General features: G+C 64.4%; 18 protein-coding genes and 12 tRNA genes. 7 read left to right on the forward strand and 23 right to left on the reverse strand.

Annotated elements, in window-relative coordinates; all coding sequences use genetic code 11:
• Positions 1 to 149: 149 nt before the first annotated feature.
• Positions 150 to 1,916 (reverse strand): cation:proton antiporter, encoded by a 1,767-nt coding sequence (locus QQA13_RS09010; RefSeq protein ID WP_108472989.1) that lies wholly within the window; start codon positions 1,914 to 1,916, stop codon positions 150 to 152.
• A gap of 171 nt (positions 1,917 to 2,087) precedes the next feature.
• Here QQA13_RS09010 and QQA13_RS09015 point away from each other — a divergent pair.
• The 3 genes from QQA13_RS09015 to QQA13_RS09025 all read left to right on the forward strand — a co-directional run bounded on the left by QQA13_RS09015 (position 2,088) and on the right by QQA13_RS09025 (position 2,361).
• Positions 2,088 to 2,163 (forward strand) — tRNA-Ala (locus tag QQA13_RS09015).
• Positions 2,164 to 2,172: 9 nt separating this feature from the next.
• A tRNA-Glu gene (locus QQA13_RS09020) sits at positions 2,173 to 2,248 on the forward strand.
• A gap of 36 nt (positions 2,249 to 2,284) precedes the next feature.
• Positions 2,285 to 2,361, forward strand: a tRNA-Asp gene (locus tag QQA13_RS09025).
• A gap of 106 nt (positions 2,362 to 2,467) precedes the next feature.
• Here the strand turns inward: QQA13_RS09025 and QQA13_RS09030 are convergent.
• Complete coding sequence (locus QQA13_RS09030; RefSeq protein WP_108472990.1) at positions 2,468 to 2,956, reverse strand: DUF1249 domain-containing protein; 489 nt, start codon at positions 2,954 to 2,956, stop codon at positions 2,468 to 2,470.
• 19 nt (positions 2,957 to 2,975) lie between these two features.
• On the reverse strand, positions 2,976 to 3,791 hold the full coding sequence (gene ppsR, locus QQA13_RS09035) for a posphoenolpyruvate synthetase regulatory kinase/phosphorylase PpsR (protein ID WP_108472991.1): 816 nt from the start codon (positions 3,789 to 3,791) through the stop codon (positions 2,976 to 2,978).
• A gap of 221 nt (positions 3,792 to 4,012) precedes the next feature.
• Between ppsR and ppsA the strand changes: the two genes are divergently transcribed.
• Entirely contained in the window at positions 4,013 to 6,385 is a 2,373-nt protein-coding gene (ppsA, locus tag QQA13_RS09040) for a phosphoenolpyruvate synthase (protein WP_108472992.1), read from the forward strand.
• A gap of 90 nt (positions 6,386 to 6,475) precedes the next feature.
• On the opposite strand, the gene QQA13_RS09045 is transcribed toward ppsA, so the two are convergent.
• On the reverse strand, positions 6,476 to 7,177 hold the full coding sequence (locus QQA13_RS09045) for a PP2C family protein-serine/threonine phosphatase (protein ID WP_108472993.1): 702 nt from the start codon (positions 7,175 to 7,177) through the stop codon (positions 6,476 to 6,478).
• A gap of 111 nt (positions 7,178 to 7,288) precedes the next feature.
• On the opposite strand from QQA13_RS09045, the gene QQA13_RS09050 reads away from it, so the two are divergent.
• A tRNA-Ser gene (locus QQA13_RS09050) sits at positions 7,289 to 7,378 on the forward strand.
• A 323-nt stretch (positions 7,379 to 7,701) separates the two neighbouring features.
• Here QQA13_RS09050 and dnaQ read toward each other — a convergent pair.
• Genes dnaQ through QQA13_RS09065 form a run of 3 tightly spaced genes read right to left on the reverse strand, consistent with a single transcriptional unit; the run spans position 7,702 to position 9,564 of the window.
• Positions 7,702 to 8,412 (reverse strand): DNA polymerase III subunit epsilon, encoded by a 711-nt coding sequence (dnaQ, locus tag QQA13_RS09055; protein ID WP_108472998.1) that lies wholly within the window; start codon positions 8,410 to 8,412, stop codon positions 7,702 to 7,704.
• Positions 8,409 to 8,852 carry a ribonuclease HI gene (gene rnhA / locus QQA13_RS09060; RefSeq protein ID WP_108472999.1) on the reverse strand — a complete coding sequence of 148 codons (444 nt, stop codon included), beginning with the start codon at positions 8,850 to 8,852 and terminating at the stop codon, positions 8,409 to 8,411. Before rnhA ends, dnaQ begins: the two co-directional genes overlap by 4 nt.
• A 25-nt stretch (positions 8,853 to 8,877) precedes the next feature.
• Positions 8,878 to 9,564: a class I SAM-dependent methyltransferase gene (locus QQA13_RS09065; RefSeq protein ID WP_234411391.1), complete on the reverse strand. Its 687-nt coding sequence runs from the start codon at positions 9,562 to 9,564 to the stop codon at positions 8,878 to 8,880.
• Positions 9,565 to 9,814: 250 nt separating this feature from the next.
• On the opposite strand from QQA13_RS09065, the gene gloB reads away from it, so the two are divergent.
• Positions 9,815 to 10,579 carry a hydroxyacylglutathione hydrolase gene (gene gloB / locus QQA13_RS09070; RefSeq protein ID WP_108473001.1) on the forward strand — a complete coding sequence of 255 codons (765 nt, stop codon included), beginning with the start codon at positions 9,815 to 9,817 and terminating at the stop codon, positions 10,577 to 10,579.
• Between the two features lie 203 nt (positions 10,580 to 10,782).
• Positions 10,783 to 11,775, forward strand: a complete 993-nt coding sequence (locus QQA13_RS09075) for a LysM peptidoglycan-binding domain-containing protein (RefSeq protein WP_108473002.1) — start codon at positions 10,783 to 10,785, stop codon at positions 11,773 to 11,775.
• 163 nt (positions 11,776 to 11,938) lie between these two features.
• Here the strand turns inward: QQA13_RS09075 and QQA13_RS09080 are convergent, their stop codons facing one another.
• From QQA13_RS09080 to rlmE, 16 genes are all read right to left on the reverse strand, one after another.
• On the reverse strand, positions 11,939 to 13,840 hold the full coding sequence (locus QQA13_RS09080; RefSeq protein ID WP_108473003.1) for a SurA N-terminal domain-containing protein: 1,902 nt from the start codon (positions 13,838 to 13,840) through the stop codon (positions 11,939 to 11,941).
• A 138-nt stretch (positions 13,841 to 13,978) separates the two neighbouring features.
• Positions 13,979 to 14,055 (reverse strand) — tRNA-Asp (locus tag QQA13_RS09085).
• Between the two features lie 9 nt (positions 14,056 to 14,064).
• A tRNA-Val gene (locus QQA13_RS09090) sits at positions 14,065 to 14,139 on the reverse strand.
• 19 nt (positions 14,140 to 14,158) lie between these two features.
• The gene (locus tag QQA13_RS09095; protein WP_007511239.1) at positions 14,159 to 14,431 is read right to left on the reverse strand and encodes an HU family DNA-binding protein; all 273 of its coding nucleotides are present in this window, start codon (positions 14,429 to 14,431) and stop codon (positions 14,159 to 14,161) included.
• 344 nt (positions 14,432 to 14,775) lie between these two features.
• Positions 14,776 to 17,250: an endopeptidase La gene (gene lon, locus QQA13_RS09100; protein WP_108473004.1), complete on the reverse strand. Its 2,475-nt coding sequence runs from the start codon at positions 17,248 to 17,250 to the stop codon at positions 14,776 to 14,778.
• A gap of 169 nt (positions 17,251 to 17,419) precedes the next feature.
• Positions 17,420 to 18,712, reverse strand: coding sequence for an ATP-dependent Clp protease ATP-binding subunit ClpX (gene clpX / locus QQA13_RS09105; RefSeq protein WP_108473005.1), 1,293 nt, complete (start codon positions 18,710 to 18,712; stop codon positions 17,420 to 17,422).
• A gap of 109 nt (positions 18,713 to 18,821) precedes the next feature.
• Entirely contained in the window at positions 18,822 to 19,451 is a 630-nt protein-coding gene (clpP, locus tag QQA13_RS09110; protein ID WP_108473006.1) for an ATP-dependent Clp endopeptidase proteolytic subunit ClpP, read from the reverse strand.
• Between the two features lie 33 nt (positions 19,452 to 19,484).
• Positions 19,485 to 20,777: a trigger factor gene (gene tig / locus QQA13_RS09115; protein WP_108473007.1), complete on the reverse strand. Its 1,293-nt coding sequence runs from the start codon at positions 20,775 to 20,777 to the stop codon at positions 19,485 to 19,487.
• An 88-nt stretch (positions 20,778 to 20,865) separates the two neighbouring features.
• A tRNA-Leu gene (locus QQA13_RS09120) sits at positions 20,866 to 20,950 on the reverse strand.
• Positions 20,951 to 21,224: 274 nt separating this feature from the next.
• Positions 21,225 to 21,300 (reverse strand) — tRNA-Lys (locus QQA13_RS09125).
• 19 nt (positions 21,301 to 21,319) lie between these two features.
• Positions 21,320 to 21,396: transfer RNA gene (locus QQA13_RS09130), tRNA-His, on the reverse strand.
• Between the two features lie 14 nt (positions 21,397 to 21,410).
• Positions 21,411 to 21,487 (reverse strand) — tRNA-Arg (locus QQA13_RS09135).
• A gap of 25 nt (positions 21,488 to 21,512) precedes the next feature.
• A tRNA-Pro gene (locus QQA13_RS09140) sits at positions 21,513 to 21,589 on the reverse strand.
• 180 nt (positions 21,590 to 21,769) lie between these two features.
• Positions 21,770 to 21,846: transfer RNA gene (locus QQA13_RS09145), tRNA-Arg, on the reverse strand.
• A 270-nt stretch (positions 21,847 to 22,116) separates the two neighbouring features.
• Positions 22,117 to 24,075, reverse strand: coding sequence for an ATP-dependent zinc metalloprotease FtsH (gene ftsH, locus QQA13_RS09150; protein ID WP_199909882.1), 1,959 nt, complete (start codon positions 24,073 to 24,075; stop codon positions 22,117 to 22,119).
• A complete protein-coding gene (rlmE, locus tag QQA13_RS09155) occupies positions 24,072 to 24,722 on the reverse strand; it encodes a 23S rRNA (uridine(2552)-2'-O)-methyltransferase RlmE (RefSeq protein WP_108473009.1) in 651 nt (216 codons plus the stop codon). The genes ftsH and rlmE overlap by 4 nt, the downstream gene beginning before the upstream one ends.
• Between the last annotated feature and the right edge of the window lie 12 nt (positions 24,723 to 24,734).

Genomic DNA, 24,734 nt, shown 5'->3' on the forward strand with positions numbered 1-24,734 from the left:
CATGTATGGATATGCCGGTATTGCCGGCCGGGCCCCCCCGATGGGGGCAGGCTCCGCATTGTGCGGTGCTTGTCCGGTCTTGGCAACGATTCAGGGCTCAGACCGTCAGTCGGTATAAAGGTTCCACCTGTCCGGGCCTGGCCCGCCCATCAGCCTGCACCGCCCGCGGAGGGGCCGGGCTTTTCGAGGGTCTCCTTCAGCGCCGCCTGCAGGCGCGCATGCATCCTTACCAGGCTGCGCCACAACACCACGGCCACCACCACGCCCAGCACGACCAGGGACAGCGCGATGCCGCGAGGCGGCAGGATGGCCGAACTGAGCGCGCTCACCAGCAACGCCAGCGCAAGCAGCGTCGCCAGCGGGATGACCCTGGCCAGCACGTTGCGGATGGCCTGGGTATAGGCGCCGGCAAACCGCTCGCGGATGCCGATCTCCGCCAGCAGCATGCCCAGCGCCTCGGCCTTGCGATAGACCGCGATCAGCATGGGCAGCGACAGGAACAGCGCACCGGCCCAGATCAGCGTGTGACGCAGATCGCGGTCGATGCCGAGCATCGAGAACCAACTCCAGTTGTGCGCATTGATGTAAGCACCGATGACGAACAGGGCTACCACCAACAGCACGTTGATCCCGATATGCCACAGCAGGCGGCGGAACATGGCGGCGATCGCCGCGTTTTCGTTGACCGGCTTGAGATTTTCCAGCCAGCCGCTGTAACTGGTCGCCAGCAACCGCAATGAGCGCGGCGCCACCCGGCGCAGGCCATTCGCCAATCCGTCGGCCGAACGATTGAGGTGCGGGGACGCGGCCATGCACAGTATCGAGACCGCCACCGCAATCGGATAGATGAAGTCACTGATCACGCCAAGCGAAAGCCCGAGCGTGGCGATGACGAAGGAGAACTCGCCGATCTGCGCCATGCCCAGCCCGGAGCGCAGCGCCGTACGCGCATCGTGCCCGACCACGAAGATACCCAGGCTGCACGCCAGCGTCTTGCCGACGATGACGACCACCGCGATGAGCAGCGCCGGCAGTGCGTACTGCAGCAACATCGCCGGATCGATCTTCAGGCCGATCGCCACGAAAAACAGCGCGGCGAACATGTCGCGCAGCGGCTCCACCAGTTGCAGCACGCGCCCCACGCTGCGCGACTCGGCCACCACCGCACCTGCCAGGAAGGCGCCCAGTGCGACGCTGAAACCCATCCAGGCCGCGAACAGGCTGGCGCCGAAACAGATGCCGAGCACGCTGACCAACAGTGTTTCGTCGCGCTCGAAGCTCGCCACGTAATCCACCAGGCGCGGCAACAGCAGCAGCCCCAGGATCATCCCGACGATCACGAACAGGCCCAGGTGGCCGACCAGGGTCAATGCCGTCTCTGCCTGCACGGAGCCCCCGATCGCCACCGCCGTGAGCAAGGTGAGCATCACGATGGCCAGCATGTCCTCGGCCACCAGCAGCCCCGTCACCAGGTACGCGAATTTCTGCTGGCGCTGGCCCGACTCGGCCAGGGTGCGGGTGGCGACCATCGTGGACGAGAGCGAGATGATCGCGCCAAGAAAGAGCGCGTCCCTGCCGGACCAGCCGAACAGACCACCGATACCGTAGCCGACCCACAGCATCAGCCCCACTTCGGCCACCGCCACCGCAAGCACGCCGATGCCTACTTCGCGCAGCTTGCGCACGCTGAATTCCAGGCCCAGCGTGAACATCAGCAGCACCACGCCGAGATTGGAGATATCGTCGATCGCGCGCGGATCGCCAACCAGCACACCCGGCGTGTGCGGCCCGATCAGCACGCCGGCCAGGATATAGCCCAGCAGCACCGGCTGCCGCATCCGCTGGAACACGATGGTGGTGGCACCCGCCACAATCATCACGACAGCGAGATCACGAATGAAGCCGATTTCGTGCATTCAACAACTCTTCTGGAATGATGCCTGTCGCTCCAGCTTAAACGAAGGACCGACAACACTCGCCCGCTTGCTGGACACCTCATTGGGCACGAAGCAACTTCCCGATCGAAAACGTGAAAAAAAACTTGACGGATATCCGGAGCGCACCTATTCTTCTCGGCTTCCAGCGGCGGGGCCATAGCTCAGCTGGGAGAGCGCCTGCATGGCATGCAGGAGGTCGGCGGTTCGATCCCGCCTGGCTCCACCAACTTAATCCGTCCCCATCGTCTAGAGGCCTAGGACATCACCCTTTCACGGTGGCGACCGGGGTTCGAATCCCCGTGGGGACGCCAAGTTGGCTCGCGAAAGCTGGAAACTGTTGCAAATGCGGAGTGGTAGTTCAGTCGGTTAGAATGCTGGCCTGTCACGCCGGAGGTCGCGGGTTCGAGTCCCGTCCACTCCGCCACTATTCAAGCAAAAAGCCCGCCTTGCGCGGGCTTTTTGCTGTGGTGACACCAGTGCATTCGTCCCCGAATGCGAAAGTGAGAAGGCGGCCATCCCCGGCTGCACGCTCAATCAGAGCCACCGTCTTCCAGCCATCCGCGTTGCGGCTCCAGCGTGCCGATGGAATGCCCCTGCTCCGCCAGGTACTCCAGCCAGCGTGACAGGAAGCCGTTCATGCGCAGCCGATGCTGGAACACGGTATGTGCCGGCGAAAACGGCCCCAGCACCTGCCACAGGTGCCGCCCGGGATGGCAGTGCAAGGCCTCGGCCACGTGCGCATCGGTATACATGCGCAACTGCGCCGATGGCGCGCGCTGCCCGGTATGGGCATCCACGAAATCGTAGGTGAGCTCCAGCTCCAGCGTGTACGGATGGCACTCCTGCACGTGCAGGTGCACGTCCAGCTCGTCGCCCACGGCGGAGACATACCGGCCAGGCGCCAGCTGCTGTGGCGCGAACAGCCGCGTCAGCCGGTGATAGTTTTCCGCATACAGCCCCATCAGGAACTCGAAACGTCCGGGCAGCAGGCTGTGGCGATTGTCCAGTACGGCGCTCATGGCGGGGCGCAGGCTCCAGTCAGAACATGGTCCGCTCGATACCGAAGCGGTCGAAGATCTTGCTGGCGATCTCCTCGATCGACACGTGCGTGGTGTTGAGGCTGGGAATGCCGGCCTGGCGCATCAGCCGGTCAGCCTGCTCCAGCTCCCAGCGACACTGCTGCAAGGTGGCGTAGCGGCTGCCGGCCCGGCGCTGTTCGCGGATCTGCGCCAGCCGCAGCGGATCGATGGTCAGTCCGTACAGCCGGTCCCGGTAGGGGCGCAGGCGCGCCGGCAGTTCAAGCTTCTCAAGATCCTCGTCGGTCAGCGGATAGTTGGCGGCACGCACGCCGTAATGCAAGGCCATGTAGAGGCAGGTCGGCGTCTTGCCGGAACGCGACACGCCGACCAGGATCAGGTCGGCTTCGGCATAGTTCACGTCGATGCCGTCGTCATGCGAGAGCGCATAGTTGGTCGCATTGATGCGCGCCTCGTACTTGCCGAAGTCGACCATGCCGTGCGAGCGGTTCACCAGGCCGGTACGCTTGGTCCCCAGTTCTTCCTCCAGCGGGCCGATGAACGGCGCGAACACGTCCAGCATCAGCGCGCCGCTGGCGGCCACGATTTCGCACAGTGCGCGATCTGCCATGGTGTTGACCACGATCGGTCGTTGCCCGCTCTGCGCGTACTTGGTCTTGATCCGCAGCGCAGCGGTTTCCGCCTTGTGCGCGTTGTCGGTGAAAGGCAGCCGGTGCTTGTCGAACTGCACGCCCTCGAACTGCGCCAGGATGCTGTTGCCAATCGTCTCCGCGGTGATGCCGGTGGAGTCGGAGATGAAAAAAACCGTTCGCTGCATACAGGGTCCTGATCGCGGGGAAGCGTTTGCCGGCACCTTAGCGCAAGCACGAAATCCACCGCCAGCTGACTGGTATGCCGGTGGAATGACATCTGCCGGCATTGGTCTTCTTGTGCTGCGCACCATCCACAGCGGACAATACCAGTTCTTTGCAACCCGCTCCGGGCCTTCGTGCCGCGCCCATTCCACTTATCTGCAGTGCTTTCCTTGAGGAGACACCCTTGAACGACCTGGTGCTTTGGCTCGACCAACTGCGCATGACCGACCTGGGCAAGGTCGGCGGCAAGAACGCCTCGCTCGGCGAGATGATCGGCAACCTCGCCAAACTGGGTGTCTCCGTGCCGGGTGGTTTCGCCACCACCGCCGACGCGTTCCAGCAGTACCTGGAAAAGAGCGGCCTGGCCAGGCGCATCCAGGATCGACTGGCGTCGCTCGACGTCGACGACGTCGACACCCTGGTCGCGGCGGGCAGGGAAATTCGCGGATGGATCGTCGACACCGCCCTTCCCGCCGAGCTCGAGCAGGCGATCCGCGAGGCCTATATCAAGTTGTGCAAGGATGCCGGCGCGCAGGACATCGCAGTGGCGGTGCGCTCCTCGGCGACGGCCGAAGACCTGCCCGACGCTTCGTTCGCCGGCCAGCAGGAAACCTTCCTCAACGTGGTCGGCATCGACGACGTGCTGCACAAGGTGAAGGAAGTCTTCGCCTCGCTGTACAACGACCGCGCCATCGCCTACCGCGTGCACCAGGGCTTCAAGCACGAGGACGTGTTCCTCTCCGCCGGCGTGCAGCTGATGGTGCGTTCGGACGTGGGCGCGTCCGGCGTGCTGTTCACGCTGGACACCGAGTCAGGCTTCCGCGACGTGGTGTTCGTCACCGGTTCCTATGGCCTTGGCGAGATGGTCGTGCAGGGCGCTGTCAATCCCGACGAGTTCTACGTGTTCAAGCCGACCCTGCGCGCGGGCAAGCCGGCCGTGCTTCGCCGCAACCTGGGCGCCAAGCAGTTGCGCATGGTCTATTCCAGTGCGCCGGGCGAGCGCGTGAAGACCGAAGACACCCCGGCCGAACTGCGTCACAAGTTCTGCATCAGCGACGACGACGTGCAGGAACTCGCCCGCCAGGCGCTAATCATCGAAAAGCATTACGAGCGCCCGATGGACATCGAGTGGGCGAAGGACGGCCACACCGGCAAGCTGTACATCGTGCAGGCGCGCCCGGAGACGGTGAAGTCCCGCTCGCACGCCACCCAGCTCGAGCGCTTCCACCTCAGCGAGAAAGGCAAGGTGCTGGCCGAGGGCCGCTCGATCGGCCAGAAGATCGGCGCCGGCAAGGCGCGCGTGATCCGCTCGCTGGCCGACATGAACAAGGTGCAGGTCGGCGACGTGCTGATCGCCGACATGACCGATCCCGACTGGGAGCCGGTGATGAAGCGCGCCTCGGCGATCGTCACCAACCGCGGCGGCCGCACCTGCCACGCGGCGATCATCGCACGCGAACTGGGCGTGCCGGCCGTGGTCGGCACCGGCAACGCGCTGGAGCTGATCCCCGATGGCGCCGACGTCACCGTGTCCTGCGCCGAAGGCGACACCGGCACGATCTACGCGGGCATCCTGAAGTTCGAGCGGATCACCGCCGACCTGGGTGACATGCCCGAGGCGCCGCTGAAGATCATGATGAACGTGGCCAACCCCGAGCGTGCGTTCGACTTCGGCCAGTTGCCGAACGCCGGCATCGGCCTGGCCCGCCTGGAGATGATCATCGCCAGCCACATCGGCGTGCATCCGAAGGCGCTGCTGGAATACGCCAAGCAGGACGCCGAGACGAAGGCGAAGATCGACGAGCGCATCGCCGGCTATGCCGGCCCGGTCGAGTTCTACGTGGACCGCCTCGCCGAAGGCATCGCCACCATCGCCGCCTCGGTCTACCCGAAGCCGGTGATCGTGCGCCTGTCCGACTTCAAGTCGAACGAGTACGCCGGCCTGCTCGGTGGCTCGCGCTACGAACCGCACGAAGAGAACCCGATGATCGGCTTCCGCGGCGCCAGCCGCTACGTCGACCCCAGCTTCGCCGAGGCGTTCGCACTGGAGTGCCAGGCAGTCAAACGCGTGCGTGAGGTGATGGGACTGACCAACGTGTGGGTGATGATCCCGTTCGTGCGCACGCTCGGCGAAGGCCGCAAGGTCATCGACGTGCTGGCAAAGAACGGCCTCAGGCAGGGCGAGCACGATCTGAAAGTGATCATGATGTGCGAAGTGCCGTCCAATGCCCTGCTCGCCGACGAGTTCCTCGACATCTTCGACGGCTTCTCGATCGGCTCCAACGACCTCACCCAGCTCACCCTGGGTCTCGACCGCGACTCCAGCATCGTCGCCGGCCTGTTCGACGAACGCGACCCGGCGGTGAAGAAGCTTCTGGCCATGGCGATCAAGACCGCGCGGGCCAAGGGCAAGTACATCGGCATCTGCGGCCAGGGCCCCAGCGACCATCCAGACCTGGCCGAATGGCTGATGGAACAGGGCATCGAGTCGGTATCGCTCAACCCGGACACGGTGGTCGACACCTGGCTGCGGCTGGCGAAAAAGAAGGCCGGCTGAGCCACTACCGGTTACGCACCTTCAAGCCGCAAACGACGAAAGGGCCGGAATCATCCGGCCCTTTCCGTGATGGACTGTTCTGGGCTGGATTCAGCTGGAACGCACGATCAACACCGTGACGTTGTCGTCGCCACCACTGTCGAGGGCACTCAGCAGCAACTGATCCACACACTCCTGGGCGGCCAGATCGGTGCGTGCCACCACGCACGCGATCGAGGCATCGCCGACGCCCTCGGTCAGGCCGTCGCTGCACAGCAGGAAAACCATGCCTGGCTCCAGCTGCCCCCGTGCCATGCCGATATGCAGTTGCTCGATGGCAGTCACGCCCAGGGCCTGGGTCAATACGTTGCGCTGCGGATGCCGGGCGGCCTGTGCCGGATCGAGCTGGCCGGCCTCGACCAATGCCTGTACCAGCGAATGGTCGTGGCTGATCTGCCGCAGTGCCTTCTTCCACAGGTAGATCCGGCTGTCGCCGACCCAGGCGACCTCGTAACCCTCACCGCTGATCCGCAACGCGGCGATGGTGGTGCCCATTGGCAGCACGTCGAAGCTGGGCCGGGCATGCGCCAGCAGCCGTTCGGCGGCGCCATGCACGGCTTCGATCAGGCCTTGCCCCTTGCCGACCAGCTCGACCACAGCGTCGCGCACCAGCGCCGACGCCACCTCGCCATGCTGGTGCCCGCCCATGCCATCAGCCACCAGGAACAGGCCGAGCGAAGCATCGGCGTAATAAGTGTCCTCATTGCGCGTGCGGCGCAAGCCGACATGCGTTCCGTGTCCGAATTCGATCATGGGCTTTCAGTAAGTGCGAGCCTTCGCAGCATGCCGCAAGACCCGGTTGTTGTCACGGCAAGTTCGCTCGCGTATGATTCCCGGCTCGCATGCGCCACCATGCACCGCACCGGAGAGGTGGCAGAGTGGTCGAATGTACCTGACTCGAAATCAGGCGTACGTGTAAGCGTACCGTGGGTTCGAATCCCACCCTCTCCGCCAGAAAAGCAAAACGCCCCCATGTGGGGCGTTTTGCTTTTCTGGCGGTGACGGCGGGGACGAGAACCCACCGGGTTATTCGGCGCATCCTGCGCCTCACCCTTCGGGCCGTCGGCTTCACCGACGTTCGCTCCGGCATCCTGCCCCCGCAGTCGACAAATTCGTCTGGAACGAATTTGGACAGCCGCAGGCTGGCCCCGCAGCGCGCAGTGAGGAGGGGTTCGGCCCAAGGATGGGCCGAACAATCCCGCCAGCAATCCCACGGCATCCGCCCTCTTGCCCTTCTGACCACGACAGTCGTCACCAAGCCCTGGCACCACACCACTTCACCCCAACCGCCGCCACACGCTCTGCCCATCCACACTGCCCTTGTCCAGCGCATCCAGACGCTGCTCGTGTGCCGACACCTCCCCTGCCGAGGCATGCAGCACCCGCGGCCGCGCATGCAGCACCACCGGTGCCGTCACCACTACATCGTGCTGCTCGCCGGTCCCCTCGAAGCCGAGGTCGAACGCTACCTGCCCCGAAGTCATCGCCAGGTACACGTCGGCCAGCAGCTGCGCGTCGATCAGTCCGCCGTGCAGGTCGCGTCGCGAGTTGTCCACGCCCAGCCGCTTGCACAAGGCGTCGAGGCTGTTGCGCTGGCCAGGGTAGCGCTCGCGCGCCATCGCCAGAGTATCGAGCACGCTGCAGCGATCGCCGATCCGGCCCGCGCCGTTGCCCAGACGCGCCAGCTCGGCATCGAGGAAGCCGATGTCGAAACTGGCGTTGTGGATGATCAGTTCCGCGCCGTCAATGAAGGCCAGGAACTCCTCCACCACTTCGGCAAAGCGCGGCTTGTCGAGCAGGAACTCGTCTTCGATGCCAGTGACTTGCCGGGCACCTTCGTCGATCGCCCGATCCGGGTTCAGATAGGTCTGGTAGTGCCGGCCGGTCAGCCGGCGCTCGACCATTTCGACACAGGCGATCTCCACCAATCGATGGCCCTGGCGTACTTCGAGGCCGGTGGTTTCGGTATCGAGAACGATCTGCCTCATGCCCTGCCCTTCATCCGCTCGGCCTGTTCACGCGCGGCCTGGTCGACCCGCTCGTTTTCGATGTGGCCGTTGTGGCCCTTCACCCACTTCCAGCGCACCTGATGGGCGCCGACCGCGTCGGACAGTCGCTGCCACAGGTCCTGGTTCTTGACCGGCTTCTTGTCGGCAGTGCGCCAGCCGTTCGCACGCCACTTCGGCATCCACTGCTCGATACCCTGCATCACGTAGCGCGAGTCGGTGGTGAGGGTGACCTGGCACGGCCGCTTCAACGCTTCCAGCGCGCCGATCGCGGCCATCAGCTCCATCCGGTTGTTGGTGGTGGCCGGCTCACCACCCGCCACCATGCGTTCGCTGCCCTTCGCGCGCAACAGCGCGGCCCAACCGCCAGGACCCGGGTTGCCCAGGCAGGCCCCGTCGGTGAATGCTTCCACTTCGCTCATCGTTGCTCACGTATTCCATTGATAGTCACAGCGCCGAGCTGCGCCGGGTACCCGGCGACAGCCGACCATTCGCCGGTACGCGCACCGGCGCCGGCTTGAGCCGCAGCGGCGTGGCCAGGCGTCGACGCTTGCGCGCCACCAGCACGTAGCCGCCACCGAAAACACCGGCAAGTGCCCGCCACATCGTCTTCAGTCCCGGTGCTGCGCTGCCGACCCGCTGTGCCTGCTCGATCGCCAGTCCGGCCTGCTCGAGTTGATGCCGAAGCCGCCAAGGCATCCGTAATGCCGGCAGCTTGCCGCGCACATGCCAGTAGAACCACGGCGACCAGCCGCTGAGCGGATGCACGCCAGTCAATGCCAGCACGCCGCCCGGCGCCAGCACGCGAATGGCTTCATCGAGCAGGCTTGCGGGCAGCGGCGCCACTTCCAGCGCATGCCGCAACAGCACCAGTTCGAACGCGTCGTCGACGAAAGGCAACGGCTCATCCGCGGCCGCCCGCAGATCGCCCCGGTAACCGCCGCTCACCAGGTGCAAGCTGGTCCAGCAGCCAAACATCGGCAACGCCGGCGGCACATCGTCGCAAGGAGCGCCCAACAACAGTGCGTGAGTGCCGAAGCAACGCTGCAGCGCCGGCTTCAGCGCGCACGTCTGCGCATCCAGCAGGCGGCGCAGCGGCGCGCTGGCATAGATGTCGTCGTCACGTTGCTGCATGCCGCCAACCCGGTCTTTCATCTGTCCGAGAGTGTAGCGGCTGACGGCATCGGGCAGCAGGTCGCAAACGGGATGGAACTGCCGCACGCTGCTGAACAGTCGCCCGCTTGGTTAACGTTCTGCTAACGAGTTGACACCGACACCCCTTTATATTCGACCGCCTCATGCGCGCCCCGGACGGCTGCGTCTGTCGTTCCACAGGGAAAACACCCGGCCTGCCGGATGTTCCTCAAACGCAGCGGAGCCCGCCTTGCATCTCATCTCGTTACCGGCGCTGGCCGACAACTACATCTGGCTGCTGCACGACGACGACGGCAACGCCATCGTGGTTGACCCGGGTGACGCCGTGGTCGTCGAGCAGGCGCTGGCTGCACACCGCCTGCAGTTGCGCGCGATCCTGCTGACTCATCATCACCACGATCACATTGGCGGCGTGTCGGCCCTGCGTGCGCGCCACGATGTGCCGGTGCATGCTCCCGTCGATGCACGCATCGTCGAGGCCACCGAACGGGTGCGCGATGGTGACCGGCTCGAACTGACTGCGCCTTCCGCGTGCTTCGAGGTGATCGCGATTCCCGGCCACACGCTCAGCCATGTGGCCTACGTGGGCGCCGGCCTGCTGCTGTGCGGCGATACCTTGTTCAGCCTCGGCTGCGGCCGCCTGTTCGAAGGCACGCCGGCGCAGATGCTCGCCTCGCTGGACCGCCTGTCGCAACTGCCGGGAGCCACCATGGTTTGCGGCGGGCATGAGTACACCGAAGCAAACGGGCGTTTTGCACGCACCATCGAACCGGCCAACCTCGACTTGCTGCAACGGCTGCAGGAAGTCGCCGCACTGCGCGAACGCCTCCAGCCCACGTTGCCGGTACCGCTCGCCCGCGAACTGGCGACCAATCCCTTCCTGCGTATCGACAGCGCTGCCGTCATCGCATGGTGCCGGCAGCAGGACGCCGGCGACGACCGGGTCGCCCGCTTTGCCGCCGTGCGCGGCGCCAAGGACGGATTTCGCGCATGAGACAACACCTTCGATTCCTGCCGCTGCTCCTGCCGCTCCTGCTCGCTGCCTGCGCCGGCGTGCCATCGCACACCCGGCAACCACCAGCCGGCGGGACCTTGCCGGCAACGACCGCTTCCCCCGAAATCACACCACCGTCCGACGAACAACCTGCGCCGCCACCCGCAACCGACGTATGGGATCGACTGCGTAGCAGCTTTGCCATGCCCGGCTGCGATGCCGATCCGGCGGTGTTGGCCTGGGCCAGGCGCTACACGCGCCACCCGCAGCAGTTCGAAAGCCAGCTGCAGGCCGTTCTACCGCGCCTGGTCTATGTCCAACAAGTGGCCGATCGCTACGACGTCGCCGGCGAATTCGTGCTGTTGCCCTGGGTGGAAAGCCACTTCCAGCCGGTGCCTGCCCGCAAGCGCCGACCGGCCGGCATGTGGCAGATCATGCCGGTGACGGCCGGTGCGATGGGGCTGCGCGTCGACGGCCACTACGACGGCCGACTCGACGTACCCGCCGCCGCCAACGCCGTGATGAAACTGCTCGAGCAGTATCACGAACAGTTCCACGACTGGCGGGTGGCCGACTACGCCTACAACGCCGGCGAGTTCACGATACGCAAGATGATCCGCACGCACGGCATGCCGGCGCAGCAGCCGGCGATCCCCCCCTGGCCGGTGCGCAAGGTGACACGCGAGCACCTGACCAAGCTGCTCGGCATGGCTTGCGTGGTGCGCGAACCGGGGCGCTTCAATGTCAGCCTGCCCACGCTGCCGGACGAGCAGCATCTGGTGCAGACCGGGATTTCCCACTCGATGCCGATCGCGCGGGCAGCCGACCGTGCCGGCATGTCGGTGGCGGCGCTGAAGCACCTCAACCCGGCGTTTCGCAACGACATGATCGATGCCGGCACTGCCCCGTACCTGATCCTGCCTGCCAGGCACGCCCGCCAGTTCAGCGATGCCCTGCTGGAGCAGGCCAGCAGTGCCGGCGGTGACCTGCTGGCTGACCTGGACGCCAGGACCACGACCGTGCCGACGCCTGACGCGAACACGACGCGGAAGACCCACACCGTGAAGCGCGGCGACAACCTGTGGCAGATCGCCCGCGACTATTCGGTCAACATCGGCCAACTGCAGCGCTGGAACCACCTGAGCGACCACACGCTGAAACCCGGCCAGAAGCTGACGGTAAGCGCCCCGAACTGACACCGCAGCAAAATCGAGGACCACCTAGACGCGGCGACTGATCCATCCATATCGCTGGCCCTCACCGCATCATCTGGCGGTTCATCTTTCACAAACGAAAAAGGGGCGGCCGATGGATGGCCGCCCCTCCTGCATGACGGTGGCCGCAGCGGGCCGCCAGCGCTTACAGTCGCTGCTGGTTGATCTTGATCTTGGTCTTCGCCTTGAGCTGGTCGATCAGTTCGTGCGTCGCCTCGTAGCCATAGGCCTGGGCCATCTGCTGACGCAGCGACTCGCGCTGCTCCGGCGGCACCTTGGACAGGTCGCCGTCCTGCACCTTGTCCACGGCCAGCAGCACATAGCTGCCGTCCAGCATGTCAACGGCGGCGAACTGCGGCTTGCCCGCCACCGGATGCGGCAGCAGGAACGCCTGCGTCAGCAACGGCGCCGGCATCTGTGCGCGCCGGACCACCTCGTTCGCTGTGGTGATGCTGGCGCCCAGCGACTTCGCCACGTCGTCCATCGACTCGCCCTTGCGCAGGCGCGCCAGTGCCTCGTCGGCCTGCTTCTTCTCGACGGCGGCGGCACGCGCGTCGAGGATCTTCTGCCGTACATCGGTCCGCACTTCCGCCAGCGGCTTGGCTGCCGCGGGCACGTGCTGGTCGACATGGATCACCACCGAGTGGTTGTTGCCCAGATCGATCAGGCTGGAATTGTTGCCCTGGACCAGCACGTCATCACTGAACGCCGCCGCGACCACCTTCGGGTTGGCGGCCACGCCCACGCCACCCTTGCGCGTGAACAGCGCCGTAGTCTTGATCGGCAGCTTCAGCGCGACCGAGGCCGGCTCCAGCGAAGTCGGATTCTGGTAGGTGTTGTCGGACATCTTGCCCGCAACTTCGTTGTACGTGCGGTCTCGATCGGCCGTGGTCGCTTCCTTGACCAGCTGCTCGCGCACTTCCTCGAACGGCTTGGATTCCCCGCTGCGGATGTCGCGCAGCCAGATGATGTGGTAGCCATCAGACGACAGCACCGGTTTGGAAATCTGGCCTTTCTGCATCGCGAACAAGGCCGAATCGAAGGCCTCGTTGGTCACGCCTTTTTCCAGCCAGCCGAGGTCGCCGCCCAGACGACGGGAACCCAGGTCCTGCGAATCCTGTTCGGCCAGCTTGGCGAAGTCGCCCGGGTTGGCCTCCGCCGCAATCTTCTCGGCCCTGGCCAGGGCGGCCTTCTGCTGTTCCGGCGTGGCATTGGCCGCCACGTTGATCAGGATGTGCGAAACGAGCCGCTGTTCCGGCTGCGCGAAACGCTGCTTCTCGCTCGCATAGCGCTTCCTCAGGTCGTCGTCGCTCGGCTCGGCAGCCAGCGGCAGGTCGGCACCGACGACCTCGACGTACTTCACCGAGACCTGCTCGGGGTTCATGTAGTCGGCCTGGTGCGCCTTGTACCAGGCTTCCATCTCGGCATCGCTGACCGTGCTGTTGTCCAGCGCGGGACGCGGCAGCTGGAAGTAGCGCAAATCGCGGCGTTGGCTCAGCAGCTTCAGGAAGTGGTCGAGCTGGACGTCGCTGACGCCGGTGCTGGCGTTGATCGCCGTCGGCAGCAACTGGATGGCCAGCGACGAACGGATTTCGTTCTCGAACATTTCCGGCGTCTTGTACTGGCTGGTGAGCCACGCGCGGTAACTGGTGCCGTCGAACTTTCCGTTGACCTGGAACGCCGGGATCGAGGCGATGTAGTCGCGCATGGCCAGGTCCGAAACCCGCAGGCCCCAGTCCGTATTGGCCTGCAGCAGCAATTGCTCGTCGATCATCCCGTCGAGGATGCGCAGCTTCGTCTCGTTCTTCTCGAAGGTGCTGGCGTCGAACTGCTCGCCCTGCTGTTCGACGGCCTGCTGCCGCAACTGGTTCACGCGGTCCTGGAATGCGCGCTGGTCGATCTCGTGCTTGCCGACCTTTGCCACGAAGGCATCGTCGTTCGACATGAAGTAGCTCTCCATGCCGAACAGCGACATCGCCAGGACGGCGAGGCCAAGCACAATGATGGACGGCCATCCGTGCATCTTGTTACGCATTGCCTGCAGCATTGAAATCTTCCCGCAAGGTAGTGAAAGCGCGTGGCGCGCGAATGGTACAGACCGCCGTGCCGCCGTGCGTGCGTTCAACAGAAGCACGGACGCGCCACCCAAATGACAAGGGCGCCACACGGGCGCCCTTGCGAACTGTGGCGGAGTGGACGGGACTCGAACCCGCGACCTCCGGCGTGACAGGCCAGCATTCTAACCGACTGAACTACCACTCCGCATTTTTCTGGTGGGTGCTGTAGGGATCGAACCTACGACCACCGCCTTGTAAGGGCGACGCTCTACCGCTGAGCTAAGCACCCGAAACCAAGCGTTAGCCGCTTAGTTTAGGGCATCCTTGAGGGTCTTGCCAGCCTTGAAGGCAGGCACCTTCGAGGCCTTGATCTTGATCGCTTCGTTGGTGCGCGGGTTACGGCCGGTACGGGCAGCGCGCTTGCGCACAGTGAACGTACCGAAGCCCACCACCGAGACGTCCTCGCCTTTCTTCAACGACTTCTGCACGGTCTCGAAGAAGGCTTCGAGGGCACGACCAGCGTCGGCCTTGGTCAGCTCGGCCTTTTCGGCGATGGCATTGATCAGATCGGTTTTATTCATTGAAAAACTCCTTGTTCGGATTTCGTCGGCACGGTCGGTCTGGAGACGGACAGCACCGGCATGGATGGTTGGCTCTTGTCTGGGCCGTAACGCAACCCCGCATCGCTGCGCTGACATTCAACGCCGGGACTACGGTGTCGCCTTTATACCAGTGCCTTGCTGGACTCCGCAACACAAGCCACAGCAACGTTTCCGGAAGATTCGCGAGTTGCGCAACCGCTTGCAGAACCTGCGCCAGAGGGCCAGGGGGAAACTTCGCCGACCAACGGCGAAAAACAAAAAAAGTGCCCTGCACGGCAGGGCACTTCGGATGGAGCACGGCTGGACGAGAGCCAGCCGGCGGGTCAGTGCGTCAGTGAGTGCCCTTCCGTCGGCTCGCCGGCAACCGCCGCGGGAGCCACTTCCTTGGCCGGGATCGGCTGCAGCGGGCGTTCCAGGGCGATATCCAGCACCTCGTCGATCCAGCGCACCGGATGGATCTCCAGCGACGAGGTGATGTTGGCCGGCATGTCCGCAAGATCCTTCTTGTTGTCCTCCGGGATGATCACTGTGGTGATTCCGCCGCGATGTGCCGCCAGCAGTTTCTCCTTGAGGCCGCCGATCGGCAGCACGCGGCCGCGCAGCGTGATCTCGCCGGTCATCGCCACCTCGGAGCGCACCGGCACCTTGGTCAACGCGGACACCAGCGCGGTGCACATGCCGATGCCGGCGCTGGGGCCGTCCTTAGGCGTGGCTCCCTCGGGCACGTGCACGTGGATGTCGAACTTCTGATGGAACTCCGGATCGATACCCAGCCGGTCGGCGCGCGCGCGCACTACCGACAGCGCCGCCTGGATCGACTCCTTCATCACGTCACCGAGCTGGCCGGTGTGCACCAGCCGGCCCTTGCCCGCCACCACCGAGGCTTCGATGCTGAGCAGTTCGCCGCCAACCTGGGTCCAGGCCAGCCCGGTGACCAGGCCCACCTCGTTCTGCAGTTCCTTGCGACCGAAGTCGAACCGGCGCACGCCCAGGTATTGATCGAGGTTGGACGAATCCACCCTGACCTTGCCGGGACTGGCCTTCGCCCTGCCCTTGGCTGCCTTCGCGGGCGCCGCCTTCGCCTTGGCCTTCTTCACCTGTCCCAGGGTCAGCTCCTTGACCACCTTGCGGCAGATCTTGGAGATTTCGCGCTCCAGGTTGCGCACGCCCGACTCGCGCGTGTAATAGCGCACAATGTCACGCAAGGCGTCTTCGCTGACGCTGAGTTCCTCCGGCTTCAGGCCATTCGCCTTGAGCTGCTTGGACAGCAGGTACTTCTGCGCGATGCCGAGCTTCTCGTCCTCGGTATAGCCAGGGATGCGGATGACTTCCATGCGGTCGAGCAGCGGACCGGGGATGTTCAGCGAATTGGCGGTGGCGATCCACATTACCTCGGACAGGTCCAGGTCGACCTCGAGGTAGTGATCATTGAACGCGTGGTTCTGCTCCGGATCGAGCACCTCCAGCAGCGCCGACGACGGATCGCCACGGAAGTCCATCGACATCTTGTCGATCTCGTCCAGCACGAACAGCGGATTCTTGGTGCCTACCTTGTTGATGTTCTGCACGATGCGGCCTGGCATCGAGCCGATGTAGGTGCGCCGATGACCGCGGATCTCGGCCTCGTCGCGCACACCGCCGAGACTCATGCGCACGAATTTCCGGTTGGTTGCCTTGGCGATCGACTGTCCCAGCGAGGTCTTGCCCACGCCGGGCGGGCCAACCAGGCACAGGATCGGCCCCTTCATCACCGATACGCGCTGCTGCACGGCAAGGTATTCGAGGATGCGATCCTTGACCTTCTCCAGGCCAAAGTGATCGGCGTCGAGCACCTCCTGCGCCATCTGCAGGTCCTTGCGCACCTTGCTGCGCTTCTTCCACGGCACGCCGACCAGCCAGTCGAGGTAGTTGCGCACCACGGTGGCCTCGGCAGACATCGGCGACATCTGCTTGAGCTTGCCGAATTCCTGCCGCGCCTTGGCCAGCACGGCCTTGGGCATGCCGGCGCCTTCGATCTTCTTCTGCAGCTCCTCGACCTCGTTCGGACCATCCTCGCTGTCGCCGAGCTCCTTCTGGATCGCCTTCATCTGTTCGTTGAGGTAGTACTCGCGCTGGCTCTTCTCCATCTGCGACTTGACCCGACCGCGGATGCGCTTCTCCACCTGCTGCAGGTCCATCTCGCCGTCGACCAGGCCGATCAGCAACTCCAGCCGCTGGCCGACGTCAGCGGTCTCCAGCACTTTTTGCTTGTCGGCCATGCGCACGGACAGGTGCGCGGCAATGGAATCGGCCACGCGCGAGGGGTCGTCGATGCCGGACAGGCTGGCCAGCACTTCCGGTGGCAGCTTGCGACTCTGTTTGACCAGTTGCTCGAACAGCGAAATCAGCGTGCGCGAGACCACGTCGAGCTCGCGCTCCTTGGCGTTGTAGACCGGCTCGATCACACGCGAACGCGCGGTCAGCATGCCGTCTGCTTCCTTGAAATCCTCGACCGCCACGCGCGACTGGCCCTCGACCAGCACCTTGACCGTGCCATCGGGCAATTTCAGCAATTGCAGCACGCCGGCCAGCGTGCCGACCTGGTGCAGGTCAGTGATCTCCGGATCGTCGATATCCGGACTCTTCTGCGCCACCAGCAGAATCTGCCGCTCGCCCTCCATCGCGCGCTCCAGCGCGCGCATGGACTTGTCGCGGCCGACAAACAACGGAATGACCATGTGCGGATAGACCACCACGTCGCGCAACGGCAACACCGGCAGAGCGTCCAGCGCAACAGGAAGGGGGGCGTTCTTGGCCATGAAAGAGGGGTCCCTCGAATTCGGATCTGGTTTCGTCCCGACACTGCGCCGGGCCTGTCAACTCGTCAAGTGGAGGCGGCCGGCGGCCTGCACAAGGCAGGCGGGCCGCCAAAAACAGAACGGCCCCGGCGAAATCGCCGGAGCCGTCATCATCATTGCCGCACCAGGATCAGGCAGCGTCGTTGCCGTCACTTGCGACCCGTTGCTGCAGGTTGCCGCGATAGATGAGATAGGGCTCGGCCTGGCCTTCGATGACGGCGTCATCCACCACCACCTTGCTGACATGCTCCAGCGACGGCAGTTCGTACATCGTGTCCAGCAGCACCTGCTCCAGGATGGTGCGCAAGCCGCGGGCGCCAGTCTTGCGCTTGAGCGCCTTGCGAGCGATCGCCTGCAGCGCCTCGGGGCGGAACTCCAGCTCCACCTCCTCCATCTCGAACAAGCGCTTGAACTGCTTGGTGACGGCATTCTTCGGCTCGGTGAGGATTTTTACCAGCGCCGCTTCGTCCAGCTCGTCCAGCGTGGCCACCACCGGCAGGCGCCCGACGAATTCGGGGATCAGGCCGAAGCGCACCAGGTCGGCCGGCTCCACGTCGGCCAGCACCTTGCCCAGGTTCTCGGTGCGCTCCTTGCTGCGCACTTCGGCCGAGAAGCCGATGCTGGTGTTCTCGGAGCGCTGCTGGATGACCTTTTCCAGGCCCGCGAACGCCCCGCCGCAGATGAACAGGATGTTCTTGGTATCGACCTGCAGGAACTCCTGCTGCGGATGCTTGCGCCCGCCCTGCGGCGGTACCGAGGCCAGCGTGCCCTCGATCAGCTTGAGCAACGCCTGCTGCACGCCTTCGCCGGACACATCGCGGGTGATCGACGGGTTCTCGCTCTTGCGCGAGATCTTGTCGATCTCGTCGATGTAGACGATGCCCGACTGCGCCTTCTCGACGTCGTAGTCGCACTTCTGCAGCAGTTTCTGGATGATGTTCTCGACATCCTCGCCCACGTAACCGGCTTCGGTCAGCGTGGTGGCGTCGGCGATCGTGAACGGCACGTTGAGCAGGCGCGCCAGCGTCTCGGCCAGCAGCGTCTTGCCCGAGCCGGTCGGGCCGATCAGCAGGATGTTGGACTTGCCCAGCTCGATGTCGTCGCTCTTCTGGCGCGACTCGATCCGCTTGTAGTGGTTGTACACCGCCACCGCCAGCGCCTTCTTGGCGCGGGTCTGGCCCACCACGTACTGATCCAGCGACTCGCGGATCTCCTTGGGCTTGGGCAGCTGGGTGCGGCCGGAAGCAGCCTTTTCTTCCAGTTCCTCGCGGATGATGTCGTTGCACAGCTCCACGCATTCGTCGCAGATGAACACGGACGGACCCGCGATCAGCTTGCGCACTTCATGCTGGCTCTTGCCGCAGAAAGAGCAATAGAGAATCTTGCCGCTGTCGCTGGAACGCCCCTGACGGTCGTCGCTCATACTCTCGATCCCGCTGGTAAATCTGGATGCGCCGCGAGAATAGCACAGGGCTCCGCGTCTGCCTGCAGACGCAGAGCCCATCCCGCGACCCTGGGGTAAAACCTCGAAATCAGGCCGATTTCACCGTCTCGCCGGCGCGCTTGTCGAGCACCTCGTCGATCAGGCCATAGGCCTTGGCGTCAGCCGCACTCATGAAGCGGTCGCGCTCCATGTCCGCCTCGATCTTCTCCAGCGGCTGGCCGGTGTGCTGGACATACAGCTTGTTCAGCCGCTCGCGGACGTAAAGGATTTCACGTGCCTGGATCTCGATGTCGGTGGCCTGGCCCTGCGCGCCGCCGGAAGGCTGGTGGATCATGACGCGCGAGTTCGGCAGGGCGAAACGCTTGCCCTTGGCGCCAGCCATCAACAGGAACGAACCCATGCTGCAGGCTTGGCCGATGCACATCGTGCTGACGTTCGGCTTGATGAACTGCATGGTGTCGTAGATCGCCAGGCCGGCGGTGACCGCACCGCCCGGGCTGTTGATATAGAAGTTGATGTCCTTGTCCGGATTCTCCGACTCCAGGAACAGCATCTGCGCGACGATCAGGTTGGCGACCTGGTCGTTGACCTCACCCACCAGGAAGATCACCCGCTCCTTCAGCAGGCGCGAATAGATGTCGTAGGAGCGCTCGCCGCGAGCGGTCTGCTCGACGACCATCGGTACCAAATTGAGGTTCTGGATCGGATCCATGGCCATGTTTGCAGCTCTCCGCTCGATGGGCCCGATTGCTCAGGCGTTGGCTGGGCGCATCACGTCGTCGAAGCTCAAGTCCAGCTGGGTGGTGCTGGCGTGTTCCGCCACCCACTCGGCCACCTGATCTTCCATCACGCGATTCTGCAGCCCGGACATCAGTTGGGGGTCGCCGTTGTAGAGTTCAATGACCTTTTCCGGTTCCTCGTAGGTCGAGGCGATCGCCGCCAGCTGTTCGGCCACGCGCTTGCGGTCGATCTTGATCTCCTGCTTGCGGGCAATCTCGCCCATCAGCAGGCCGGCGATCACGCGCTGGCGCGCGATCGGCATGGCCGCCTCGATCAGCTGCGGCGGCGGCTGCTGGCCCTGCGGCACGCTGCCGGCGGCCATGTTGCGCGCCTCGGACTGCACCATCAGCTTCGGCACGTCCAGCCCGGCGTGCGCGATGGACAGCTTTTCCGCCACCTCGGACTTCAGGCGCGCCATCAGCGCCGCCTTCAACTCACGCTCCAGGTTCGCACGCACTTCCTTGCGGAACGTCTCCAGATCGCCGTCCACAATGCCGAACAATTTCGCAAACTCGGCGTCGATCTCGGGCAGCTTCGGTTCCTGCACCTTGAGGATGCTGAAGCTGACCCGGGCGCTCTTGCCGGCCAGCTGCTCGTTGCGGAAATCTTCCGGGAAGGCGATCTCGGTTTCAAAGGCATCGCCGGCCTTGCGACCGGCCAGCGCATCGTCCAGCGCCTTGAACAGGGTGCCCGAGCCCAGCACGCTGCCGGCACGCTCCAGGCCTTCGACCGGGAAGCGGTAGTCGCCGGCTTCGGCCGAGTACTCGAACATGACGAAGTCGCCCTCGGCCGAGGCACGATCCACCTCGTCGAAGCTGCGGCGCTGCTGGCGCAGGGTTTCCAGCATCTTGTCGATGTCGGCGTCGGTCACCACCGCCACCGGGCGGCTGATCTCGAGCGCGTTCACGTCGACCACCGGGAACTCCGGCATGATCTCGAACGTTGCGGTATAGGCAATTTCACCGTTTTCCGGCCGGCCGGTGGTGTCGATGGCGGGGTTCGCAATCGGCTGCAGCTTCTCCTGCGCCACCGCCTCGCGCAGCGTGCTGCCGATCAGGTCGGACAACACCTCGCCACGCACCTGGTCGCCGAAACGCTGCTTGATTACCGTCGTTGGCACCTTGCCCGGGCGAAAACCCTTCAGGCGAACCGTACGGCCCATTTCCGCAATGCGTGCGCTCACCTGTGTCTCGAACCGCTCTGCGGGAAATTTCACCGTGAGCTTGCGCTCGAGCGTGCCGATGTTCTCAACCGAAACCTGCATGACGTCTCCTGGTACTACCTGATGTTGTGGGCCTGTCACCGGCGCCATGGCGGCCGTGCCGCCTGAAAACAAAGAAACCAGCGGGGCATGGTGCGAAAGGGGGGACTCGAACCCCCACGGGGTTAACCGCCAGAACCTAAATCTGGTGCGTCTACCAATTCCGCCACTCTCGCCTTGCCACACTCGCCAGACGCGCGTAACCACTGGATTCTGAAAACGATTGTCGCCTGCCGGAGCAACTCCGCCTGCGACTCGCCTCGCCCCCCGCAGCCACGCCCGCCTAAGTCGATGATTCCCTTATACGAAAGCGGATCATTTTACGGTTGCACGACCATGCAGCACAAGCGCTGACAGTAGTGCCGAACCGCGCCAGCGCCGGCATGCCGCAGCTTCGTTCCGCCGGCGCAAAGCAGAACGCCGATCGCAAGCGATCGGCGTTCTGTCGATTGGTGGGCCGTGAAGGATTCGAACCTTCGACCAATTGATTAAGAGTCAACTGCTCTACCAACTGAGCTAACGGCCCAGGAAACCTGGGTTGAAACTGGGGTGGATGATGGGATTCGAACCCACGACAACCGGAATCACAATCCGGGACTCTAACCAGCTGAGCTACATCCACCATCGACCTGATACTGGTGCGCCAGACAGGACTCGAACCTGCAACCGTCGGCTTAGAAGGCCGATGCTCTATCCGGTTGAGCTACAGGCGCAGTCGCTGCAGGCAGAACGTCTCGCTGGTCGGGGTAGAGGGATTCGAACCCCCGACTTTTGCGTCCCAAACGCAACGCTCTACCAGACTGAGCTATACCCCGCTTTCGAACCACCGGCCATGCCATCACCGGAGCCTTGAAATGTTACGGGTGCTGCCTCGCTCAGTCAATCCGTATCGAAGCACACCTTGTGTTTCTTCATCACCGTTTTCGCGGGGAGCCATACAGGTCTCCCGTTGAAAACAAAACGGGGTGCAGGCACCCCGTCTCACAGAATAAAAATGGTGCGCCCGGAGAGATTCGAACTCCCGACCACCTAGTTCGTAGCCAGGTACTCTATCCAACTGAGCTACGGGCGCACTGAAAAATCTTTGCTTCGCAAGCAGGATGTCTGCACATCGAAGCTGTTGAAGCAAGGAGCGGAATTATTCAGGCTCCGCCCGCTTGCGTCAACCCTTTTCGTGAAATTTCTTCACCGAATTTCTCATGCCCTGCGGATGGCGGCCTGCCGAACGTCATTCCCTCACGCGCCGCCCGCAGCGGGGCACCACAGGAAATCCGCCCTTGCACGAAGAGGGCGGCCAGCGGCCGCCCTCTTTACACTGCATCGAATGGCCGTCCAAACGGCGTCAGCCGTCGAGACTGGTCCGATTCTGCGGTGCCGGATCGCCAACCTTGCCGACAGTCGAGTCGGCGCCACCCTTCGGCGGCGGAGGCGGCGGCGTGGCCCCGGCCGAGGCGTTTTTCGTCCAGTCAGCCGGAGGCCCAGGCACACGCCCAGCCATGATGTCGTCGATCTGCCGTGCGTCAATCGTCTCGTACTGCAGCAAGGCCTCGGCCATGGCATGCAGCTTGTCGAGGTTCGCGGTCAGCAATTCCTTGCTGCGCGCATAGGCACGATCCAGGATGCCGCGCACCACCTCGTCGATCTTGCTGGCGGTCTCGTTGGAGATGCTCTTGTGCTGGGTCACCGAGCGGCCCAGGAACACCTCGTCCTCGTCCTCGCCGTAGGTGATCGGACCCAACTCGTCGGAGAGGCCCCACTTGGTCGCCATGTTGCGCGCCATCTTGGTGGCCCGCTCAATGTCGTTGGAAGCACCGGTGGTGACCTTGTCGTTGCCGAAAATCAGTTCCTCGGCCACGCGCCCGCCGTACAGCGAGCACAGCTGCGACTGGATCGCCACGCGGTTGATGCTGTACTTGTCGCCCTCCGGCAGGTACATGGTGACGCCCAGCGCACGCCCACGCGGGATGATGGTGACCTTGTAGACCGGATCGTGCTCGGGCACCAGCCGGCCGACGATGGCATGGCCGGCCTCGTGGTAGGCGGTGAGCTTCTTCTCGTCCTCGCTCATCGCCATCGAGCGGCGTTCGGCACCCATCAGGATCTTGTCGCGCGCCTTGTCCAGGTGGCTCATGCGCACTTCGCGCGCGTTCTCGCGCGCGGCGAACAGCGCCGCCTCGTTGACCAGGTTGGCCAGGTCGGCACCGGAAAAACCGGGCGTGCCGCGCGCAATGGTCATCGCGTCGACGTCGCTGGCGATCGGCACCTTGCGCATGTGCACCTTGAGGATCTGCTCGCGACCACGCACGTCGGGCAGACCCACCACCACCTGGCGGTCGAAGCGGCCCGGGCGCAGCAGCGCCGGGTCCAGCACGTCGGGACGGTTGGTCGCGGCGATCACGATGATGCCTTCGGTGCCCTCGAAGCCGTCCATCTCGACCAGCAGCTGGTTCAGCGTCTGCTCGCGCTCGTCATGACCACCGCCCAGGCCGGCGCCGCGATGGCGGCCGACCGCGTCGATCTCGTCGATGAAGATGATGCACGGCGCGTGTTTCTTGGCCTGCTCGAACATGTCGCGCACGCGGCTGGCGCCGACGCCGACGAACATCTCGACGAAGTCGGAACCGGAGATCGCGAAGAACGGCACCTTGGCCTCGCCCGCGATGGCTTTCGCCAGCAGGGTCTTGCCGGTGCCGGGCGGGCCGACCATCAGCACGCCGCGTGGAATCTTGCCGCCGAGCTTCTGGAAGCGGCCCGGATCGCGCAGGAACTCGACCAGCTCGCCGACCTCCTCCTTCGCCTCGTCGCAACCGGCAACGTCGCTGAAATTGACCTTGATCTGGTCCTCGCCCTGCAGCTTGGCGCGCGAGCGGCCGAAGCTCATCGCGCCACGGCCACCGCCGCCGGACTGCATCTGGCGCATGAACCAGATGAACACGCCCACGATCAGCAGCACCGGCAGCCAGCTGATCAGCAGGCCGATCAGCGAGAAGCCCTCGGACGGATCCTGGCGAACCTCGACGCCCTTGTCCTGCATCTGCTTGACCACCGCATTGGTGGAGAAGCCGAGCATCGGCGCGACCGTGCGGAACGCGCTGCCGTCCTTCAGCTTGCCGCTGATGGTGGCCGGCTGGTCGGCACTGATCGTGGCGTTGGCGACGTTGCCGTTGTCGACACTCTGCACGAACGAGCTGTAAGGCAGGTCGGACGAGGCCGCGCCATGCGGATTGAAGCTCTGGAACACGGTGAACAGGACCACCGCGATGATCACCCAGAGCAACACATTTTTAGCTGTTTCGTTCATGCACGGTTCTCGCCCGGTGACACCGTGGCAGGCTTGCGGCCCACCGCCAGTGCGTACACCTCACGCGAACGCGCGCGGGAGGCCTTAGGTTTACGCATGGTTACGCGGGTGAAGTCCGCGCGCAAGCTGCGCAAGTAATCGTCAAAGCCGACTCCCTGAAACAACTTGATCAGGAACGAGCCGCCCGGTTTGAGCCACTGCCGACTGAAATCCAGCGCCAGTTCGGCCAGAGCCATCGCCCGGATCTGGTCGGCCAGCGCCACACCACTCATATTGGGGGCCATGTCGCACAGTACAAGATCCACCTTGAGCCCTTCCAGGCGCGATTCCAGCTCGTGCAGCACGGACTCTTCACGGAAGTCGCCCTGCAGGAAATCCACCCCGGCGATGCTCTGCATCGGCAGGATGTCCAGCGCGAACACCTTGCCGCTGTCGCCCATCCGGTTGCGCACCAGCTGCGACCAGCTGCCCGGCGCCGCGCCAAGGTCGACCACGTTGATGCCCGGCTTCAGCAGGCGGTCGCGCTCGAGCAGTTCCTCCAGCTTGTACACCGCACGCGAACGCAAGCCCTCGGCCTGGGCTTTCTTCACATATTCGTCATTGAAGTGTTCGCGCAGCCAGACTGCGCTGCTCTTGCTGCGGGCCATGTCGTCACAGTC

The sequence above is a fragment of the Rhodanobacter thiooxydans genome, from assembly GCF_030291135.1.
Lineage (GTDB): Bacteria > Pseudomonadota > Gammaproteobacteria > Xanthomonadales > Rhodanobacteraceae > Rhodanobacter > Rhodanobacter thiooxydans_A.